5 protein-coding genes are annotated in these 5350 nt (G+C 39.2%); 4 read left to right on the top strand and 1 reads right to left on the bottom strand.

The features are described 5' to 3' along the window. Nucleotides 1-1273 (top strand): T9SS type B sorting domain-containing protein (locus ACZFYI_RS15160; protein ID WP_462524971.1); only part of this gene is annotated, 1273 nt, incomplete at its 5' end. Between the two features lie 18 nt (nucleotides 1274-1291). Next, nucleotides 1292-2821: a cryptochrome/photolyase family protein gene (locus ACZFYI_RS15155; protein WP_462524970.1), complete on the top strand. Its 1530-nt coding sequence runs from the start codon at nucleotides 1292-1294 to the stop codon at nucleotides 2819-2821. Between the two features lie 13 nt (nucleotides 2822-2834). Here the strand turns inward: ACZFYI_RS15155 and ACZFYI_RS15150 are convergent, their stop codons facing one another. Next, nucleotides 2835-3932: a P1 family peptidase gene (locus tag ACZFYI_RS15150; RefSeq protein ID WP_462524972.1), complete on the bottom strand. Its 1098-nt coding sequence runs from the start codon at nucleotides 3930-3932 to the stop codon at nucleotides 2835-2837. A 626-nt stretch (nucleotides 3933-4558) separates the two neighbouring features. On the opposite strand from ACZFYI_RS15150, the gene ACZFYI_RS15145 reads away from it, so the two are divergent. After that, on the top strand, nucleotides 4559-5080 hold the full coding sequence (locus tag ACZFYI_RS15145; protein ID WP_462524969.1) for a hypothetical protein: 522 nt from the start codon (nucleotides 4559-4561) through the stop codon (nucleotides 5078-5080). 18 nt (nucleotides 5081-5098) lie between these two features. Further along, entirely contained in the window at nucleotides 5099-5284 is a 186-nt protein-coding gene (locus ACZFYI_RS15140) for a hypothetical protein (protein ID WP_462524968.1), read from the top strand. Nucleotides 5285-5350 lie beyond the last annotated feature (66 nt).

Genomic DNA, 5350 nt, shown 5'->3' with positions numbered 1-5350 from the left:
CGAGTCGTTTGACCTAAAAGAGGAATTGACTCACATTTCATGTTCCAATGAGCCCAAAGGAACGATCGCTGTCACTGCTACTGGAGGCAAAGCCCCATTTACTTTCCTTTGGTCTAATGGCAAAACCTCTGAAAAAATCACTGACCTGAGCGCGGGGGAATATGGATTGACCGTGACTGATGCCAACGGATGCAGCATTTCCAAGACTTACACGATAGAAGCTGCTGAACCAATGACCATCTCTGCAGAGATTTCGTCTGCCTTGCTTTGTGCGGATGCTGAAAACGGAAAAATTGTACTAGATATCCAAGGAGGAACCGCTCCATTTACTTTTTCTTGGGACAATGGCTCCAAAGAAAAAGACTTGGAAAATGTGCCTTCCGGAGAATACACTGTCAAAATCACTGATCAACTTGGCTGTGAAACGACAAAAACTTTCACTGTCACAGGCCCCGAAAAACTTACTGCAAAAATAGAAACCACTGTGGATGTCAACTGCGAGAGCAATGAGGCAAAAGGTGTGGCTTGGGTAAGTATTAAAGGCGGTAAGGCACCTTATCAAATCACTTGGCTCAACGGAAACCAAAATACCCAAGAAATAGAATTTTTGACTGAAAGAGAGCTTTCTGTGGAGGTAATCGATGCCAACGGTTGCAAAATCACAGAAAAGATTTTGGTTGACTACAGCAATATTGCAGCTAAAGACAGATTGGGATTTGGGTTCAAAAAACTTGAACTGAATCCTGAAGACGAAATATTGGTCGATGATCAATTGAAATTCGAAAGTAAAATATCGGAAGATTTTATTGCCTGGGAGTGGGATTTTGGAGATGGTAATGTTTCTATTGAAAAAGATCCCGTCCACGTATTCAAGATGCCTGGGGAATTTGAAGTAGTCTTGAGAGCTTATGATATTTTTGGATGTTCTTCTGTTCAAAAAGAGGAAGTCAAAGTCAATGAAGTCAGTAAATACCTGATGATGCCTAATGCCTTTTCTCCAAACAATGATGGATTAAACGATGTATTCAAACCAGAAACCAAAGGAATCAGCGGATACAAAATGGCAATCTTCAATAAATGGGGTGAATTGATTTTTTCAAATGATTCTCAAAATGCAGAGGGGTGGAACGGGCAATTGAACGGTCAGCTTTTACCAAGTGGAAACTATGTTTACAAAGTCAGCTACCTTACCCCCAAAGGTGAAGAGATCGAAAAAGCAGGCACTGTCACACTCATCAGAGAAAACAAAATGGCGTCAAATGGTGTATGGTAATCAATCCACGCTCACCTTATGGCAAAAACCCTGCGCCTGATTCTTGGCGATCAACTTAATATTCAGCATTCGTGGTTTGATGAAGTAGACCCTGAACATATCTATGTCATGATGGAAATGAAGCAGGAAACTAGCTATGTCCGCCATCATGTCCAAAAGGTCATAGGGTTCTTTTTGGCTATGAGAAATTTTGCTGAAACCCTTCAAAATCACGGCCATCAAATAATTTATTGGAAACTTGATCATCCTGAAAATACCCAAAACCTTACGGCAAATCTCCATCAGCTTATTGAAAAACACAACATTTTCAAGTTTGAATACCTGCTACCGGACGAGTACAGGCTAGATCAGCAGCTATTAGATTTATGTATCTCCCTTCCGATCCCCTCCAAAAAATTCGATTCAGAGCACTTTTTGACTACAAGAGAGTTTTTGGCAGGTTTTTTCAAGGGAAAGAAAACATTCCTGATGGAGACCTTTTATCGGGAAATGAGGAAGAAATACAATATCCTCATGGAAGGCAAAGAACCAATTACCGGAAAGTGGAATTATGACCATGACAACCGAAACAAATTTCGTGATCCCTTGATGCTAAAGGAACCTAAGGTTTTTGCTAAAAATGTATCCCAAATACGAGACCTTCTCCAAAAAATGGAGGTAGAAACTATAGGGACTGTTGATGAGAAAAACTTCGAATGGCCTGTTTCAAGGGAAGAAGGCATTCAGGTACTTGACCATTTCTGCGAAATGCTCTTAGACAATTTTGGAGAATACCAGGATGCCATGTACACAGGTGACCCATTTTTATTTCATAGTCGGCTTAGCTTCAGCTTGAATACGAAAATGCTTTCCCCATTGGAAGTGGTACGAAAAGTTGAACAATATTGGCTTGCCCATCAGGATAGGATCAACATCTCCCAAGTGGAAGGATTTATCAGGCAAATCATCGGATGGAGAGAATATATGCGTGGGGTATATTGGGCGAAGATGCCTGAATATGCCACTTTGAATTTTTTTGGACATGAAAGGAAATTACCGAAATTCTACTGGACCGGTAAGACCAACATGAGTTGCCTGAAACACAGCATAGGACAATCTCTTAGTAGGTCTTACGCACATCATATCCAAAGATTGATGGTGACAGGAAACTTTGCTTTATTGGCTGGAATAGCTCCTGATGAGGTGGATGCCTGGTATTTGGGAATCTATATCGATGCCATTCAATGGGTAGAAATCACCAATACAAGAGGAATGAGTCAATTTGCCGACGGAGGGATTGTAGGAACCAAACCCTATGTTTCATCAGCCAATTACATCGACAAAATGAGTGATTATTGTAAAGGGTGCTACTATGACAAATCCCTAAAATCAGGTGAAAAAGCATGTCCTTTCAATAGCCTTTATTGGCATTTTTATCACAGAAATGAGAATAAATTAGCTAAAAACCCAAGAATTGGAATGGCTTATAAGACTTGGGAAAAGATGAAAGACAAATCCAAAATCCTGGAGCAGGCGGAATGGTATCTAGCCAACCTGGAGGATTTGTAGAATAAATTGTTTTTTACTTCAACCTGTTGAACCGCTTCATAATCTCCAAAACCTCCTCTTTGGGCAAAGCTTTTACTATCCTTCCATTCTTTCCCGTCATATCCTCTGCAGCAAAAAGAGAATTGATGATGGCTTCTTCGGTAGCCTCAATGGTGGCAAGAAAAAGTCCACTCATGTCATCATTTTGCAAGTAGGTAGGTTTTTGAAGTTCAAGGGTTGGGGAAATATGAGAAATCAAGTTGCCCGAATAATTGGAAAAAGCGATCACATAATCCCCCGAACCATTGGAGGCAATTCCTCCTGTTTTGGCTAATCCCATCATGGCCCTTTGTGCCATTCTTTTTAGATTCCTTTCATTGACAGGCGCGTCGGTAGCTACTACGATCATACAAGATCCATCTACTGAAGCCAAATGCTCCATAAAACTGTATTTACCCAATTCGACCCCAACCGGAACCCCATCAATCTCCAAAATGCCTCCGAAATTGGTCTGAACCAAAACCCCGACTGTATAGCCGCCGAGCGATTCAGGGAGCTTCCTGGAGGAAGTTCCGATTCCCCCTTTGAATCCAAAACAAACTGTACCTGTTCCCGCTCCGACATTTCCTTCCAAAACTTCACTTTCAGTGGCATTTGAAATAGCCAAAACCACATCTTCAGGATTCACATGTCTCCCTCTGATATCATTGAGGTATCCGTCATTGGTCTCTCCGACTACTGCGTTTACGGATTGGACCTGATCATTTTCTGTTTGTGACAAGGTATATTCTACAACCCCTTCAATTCCGGCAGCTACTCCCAAGGTATTGGTGAGGATGATTGGTGATTCTATATTTCCCAATTCTTCAATCTGCGTGGTTCCTGCAAGTTTTCCAAATCCATTTCCAACAAAAACTGCAGCAGGAACTTTTGATTGGAAAAGATTGCCTTGATGGGGAATGACAGCTGTCACTCCGGTTCTGATATTCTGTCCTTCTATAATTGTGACATGTCCTACCCTCACCCCTGCCACATCAGTAATGGCATTGTGTATACCGGTAGGCATGACTCCGATATAAATACCCAAATCTCTGGGCCTTGATTGTCCAAAGGCTAATGATTGTGACACCATATATATAAGGAGGAAGATAATGGAAGTTTTATTTTTCAAAATATGGCATTTAGGTTTATAGCAGTTTCAATCAATGTCATTTCAATACTCCTTTGATCGGTTTCTTTTCAAGTTTTCATTTTTGGAAAAAAATAAAAAGCCAAGTCTTGGGTCTTTTGCATGGCCCTATATTTTAACATCAATCAATTTCCGAGAAGCAATCCGAAAAAACAAATCTTTTTGAGGTGCGTACAATAGGCTTAAATTAATTATGATTATGCAATGGAGTTTGGAAAGGATTGTTCCTCAAAAGATTTTGGGAGTCAATCACAGATTGGAAATGATAAAAAAATATCTCCAATCAATTAAAAAAGAAAAATTGACAAAAGTCAAAAGGGGTTGAAAAACCCCTTTTTTTGTTCCATAATCAATCTTTCAACCCTATTTTTTAAATTGCTAGTGGTCATATAAATGCAAAAAAATGCATTTTGTAAAATATTTTTTGAAAATTATTAGGAAATGAAAATCAAATAATTGTATTTTTACGACAGTTAAATGATACTGATTCACCCATATCACCCATTTAGCTTAATAAAGGCTTAATCTATCTCAACTGCCTACCAATTTTGTTCATTAAATATCTCGCTATGATGACATTTCTTACATTTCCATCGAAAGAAAACCGCAGCGGTTTCCCCTTTCTACTTTCCTTGATAATAGGGTTCATTTGTTTTTCTTTTACTGAAGGCTATTCCCAAAAAGCTTCTTTGTTTGAAGAATTTGTAAAAGCAGAAGGAGAAAAAAATACTGATTTTCTTAGAAGTCTCGTAAATGATAATGTCCCGACTATCCTTATCAAGGATTCGGCTATCCAATTTGGAGGTGAGGGATTTCCCCAAAAAGTATCTACTGATGTCAAATCGATTTCAACTTTGGAATCGGAAAACAATATTTTTCGTACTGTAAAACTTTTGCAGATCAATTTGGGCAGTGATTCAGAAAAATCAGCCCTAAGAATCAACCTAGAAAATCTAAAAGGTTTTTCAAACCTTGCCTACATTTTTATCAATTCGGAAATCCCCCTTACTGCTGAAGAAGTGGGAATAATGGTTACCGGATTTGAAGAAGGCGATGTCATTCTTTTATATCGGGTCAATTCTAATTTTTAATCCTAAAACTGAAAAACCATGAAAACATTTTTCCCATTTTCATTTCAAAAGCTTCTATTGACAAACCTCTATTTGGTTTTGATGATTGCAGTTTTCGCGGGTAGGGTTTCTGCCCAAGTCGACAACAGGGTCCCTTTCAAACATAGGGTTGGAAATCCTGCTCCTGAAAAAAACATTTTTAAATTCAAAATTTTTGCTTTTTAGCTGTTTTGCTATGTTTCTCTTTATTAACTCTTGTTGCACGGAAGGTTGGTCTGGAGTTATCGACCA

It is taken from the genome of Aquiflexum sp. (assembly GCF_977115555.1).
The sequence above is the reverse complement of the archived record's forward strand: the minus strand, read 5'-3'. Positions and strand labels throughout refer to the sequence as shown.